Origin of the sequence: uncultured Campylobacter sp. (assembly GCF_937949835.1) — a bacterium.
GTDB lineage: Bacteria > Campylobacterota > Campylobacteria > Campylobacterales > Campylobacteraceae > Campylobacter_B.
This window is the reverse complement of record NZ_CALEDC010000239.1, coordinates 1-2,421: the sequence shown is the minus strand read 5'-3', so window position 1 is coordinate 2,421 and position 2,421 is coordinate 1. Positions and strand designations below refer to the sequence as shown.

The following is a 2,421-nucleotide window of genomic DNA, read 5'->3' as shown; positions in this document are numbered from 1 at the left end:
TTGCCCGTGACGGCTCGCAAAATTTTATGCCTCAAAATTCCACTGCCTCTTGCGATCGGCAAAGCTCTGCGACACAAAATTTTACGGCAGCAAATTTCATCGCGACGAATTCCGCTGCAGAGCGCAGCGAGCAAAATTTAGACGCCGCCGCGCAAAATTCCGCGCTCGAAAGCTCCGCAGAAAAAGGCCCGTACAGTATTTTGGACGAAATTTATCACGTCTGCTTGGATCGCAAGCTAAACGGCGAGTCCGCGCTCTCCTACGTCGCCTCGCTCTACGCGAAGGGCGAAAACGCCTATCTCAAAAAGATCGCCGAGGAGGCGTGCGAGTTCGCGCTGGCGTGCAAGGACCTCTCGCGCAGCGAGCTTTACGCAGACGTCGCGCGCGAGAGCTTCGGCGAGCATAAAGCGGGCGAGCCGCGATACGACGTGATTTATGAGGGGGCGGATCTTTTATTTCACCTTCTGCTCGCACTTGGGGCGCACAATATCCACCCGGACGCCCTACTTGACGAGCTAGCACGCAGGCAAGGGCGAAGCGGCATCGAAGAAAAGCGTCACCGCGAAAAATGATGCGTAAAATTTAATCGCGAAGACGTCTTTTCCGCTCGCCCGCTTTGCGTGGCGAGCTAAATTTAAAAAGTGTTGCCGAAATTCTACGCCGAATTTCAACGACGAAAGTATATTTCAACCGCGCTATTGCCGCAAAATTTAATCGCGCTGCGCGAGCTAAAATCCGCGCCATAAATTTAAGCGCTTGCGTAAATCGTAAAATTTCACTAAAATTTTAAAATCAAATTTAAAGGATAGATGATGAGGCAGATCACGATGCAGGAGGCTTTGGACGCGGTTAGCGAGCGCTACTGCAAAGGCCATCACTACGAAAACGTAGCGCTAAGCGATGAGATGGTGCGCCGCATCTGCGAGGTAAAAAGCCTCGTAAATATGGGCTTTATAGCCACGGCGATTACGGACGCGGCACTACAGCATCTAGCCACGCTACCGAAGCTTGCGTATCTGTTTTTGCAAGATAGCGATAAGATAAGCGGCGAGGGGTTTAGATACTTTGCAGCACACGCCAAGCTCGAACACATCGGTATCGAAAACGTCAGCATCACGGATGAGGGGCTAAAAGCGATCGTGCAAATCCCAAAGCTAAAATCGCTACGCCTGGTCAATTCGCGCGTGAGCTTTGCGGGGCTGCTAGCCGTGGCGGATACGAAAATCCAGTTTTATCTAGACGGCGGGCGCTTCAGCAAGGAGCAAATTGCGGGGTTTGAGCAGGCGCAAAGAGACGCCGCAAAGAGCAAAAAGAAGCTTGATCCGCAGGACGCTGCGGCGGCGCAGAGTGCGCTTTTAGAATTTTTCGCGGCGATGAGCGAGTGGGAGAAATTTGCCGCTTCGCGAATTGATGATGCGGACGACGGCGAGGTGCAGCGCAGATGCGACGAGCTATTTGCGCGCTACTGCACGCCCGTTAGGCGCAGCGGCTTCCGCCCCGAGGGCATTTCGTTTTCGATGATGGAGGGCGGCACCTACGGCGGATACGGGCTAACGGACGCCGAATGCGAGAGCAAAAATAAAATTTACATCTACGCCAAGGACGAACACGGCTTTGCGCGCCGCTTCCTGCTCCTGCGCAAGGACGGGCGCTGGCTCGTAGATAAGTGCTAAGGTATGGACGGCAAAAACCGCGGGCTGTAAAATTTGAGCGCGAAATGGGCTCAAATTTCATTCTCGGCGCGATCGCAGAGATAAATTTAGCCTGCCGCGAGTACGGCGATAAAATTTCATCGGCGCTGCAAAAACAAAGACAAAGAGGGCAAATGGACGGTAAAATTTCTGCGTACGACGCGCACGGCGATCAAAGAAAGGCGCGAATGAAAAGGCGAATTTTCTCCGAGCTGGGCGGCTTCGTGATAAAGGGTCCTCGCGCTGCTCGCGCGCTATCTGGACGAGCACGGGCTTGTAGGCGGTGACGTTCTTCCTATTTTACGCAGACCGAGCACGGGGGCGCGGTTACAGAAGAGGGTATCGCGGTGCCGATATTGGGCGTCCGCAGCTTTAAAATTTCACAGCACTTATAATCCATATATAATGACGCTGGAATTTAGCGGCACTAATGTATTTTTTTAGAAGTCAATGTTTAATCAAAATTTTATAATTTTAGATGTGGAATTTGCGTTTAAATCAATTAAATTTAAGCTGCAAAGGCGGTTTAAATTTCACAAAACCCATCCAAACCGATGATCGCCTGATTTTGCCCGCTTCTTAGCCTCGAAGCGTCTGCGCATGGGCTTTAGGCGGCATGCCAAACATCCTTGCGTATTCGCGGCTAAACTGCGACGCGCTCTCGTATCCCACGTCAAATGCCGCCTGCGCAACGCCGATATTTTTATTTACGAGCAGGTTTTTAGCCTCT

Annotated in this window: 4 protein-coding genes; 3 read left to right on the top strand and 1 reads right to left on the bottom strand. The window is 51.8% G+C overall.

Annotation, left to right across the window (positions count from 1 at the left end; genetic code table 11):
- From Q0256_RS05455 to Q0256_RS05445, 3 genes are all read left to right on the top strand, one after another.
- Window positions 1-572 (top strand): phosphoribosyl-ATP diphosphatase (locus Q0256_RS05455; protein WP_297960868.1); only part of this gene is annotated, 572 nt, incomplete at its 5' end.
- Between the two features lie 240 nt (window positions 573-812).
- Complete coding sequence (locus Q0256_RS05450) at window positions 813-1,673, top strand: NTF2 fold immunity protein (RefSeq protein WP_297960866.1); 861 nt, start codon at window positions 813-815, stop codon at window positions 1,671-1,673.
- On the top strand, window positions 1,667-1,978 hold the full coding sequence (locus Q0256_RS05445; RefSeq protein WP_297960863.1) for a hypothetical protein: 312 nt from the start codon (window positions 1,667-1,669) through the stop codon (window positions 1,976-1,978). The genes Q0256_RS05450 and Q0256_RS05445 overlap by 7 nt, the downstream gene beginning before the upstream one ends.
- 292 nt (window positions 1,979-2,270) lie before the next feature.
- Here the strand turns inward: Q0256_RS05445 and Q0256_RS05440 are convergent.
- On the bottom strand, window positions 2,271-2,421 hold a 151-nt coding region (locus tag Q0256_RS05440; protein ID WP_297960872.1), incomplete at its 5' end, for an AraC family transcriptional regulator.

Bases quoted from the DNA above. Each gene is read 5' to 3' on its own strand.
- Q0256_RS05450 (WP_297960866.1), top strand. From the start codon at position 813: ATGAGGCAGATCACGATGCAGGAGGCTTTGGACGCGGTTAGCGAGCGC.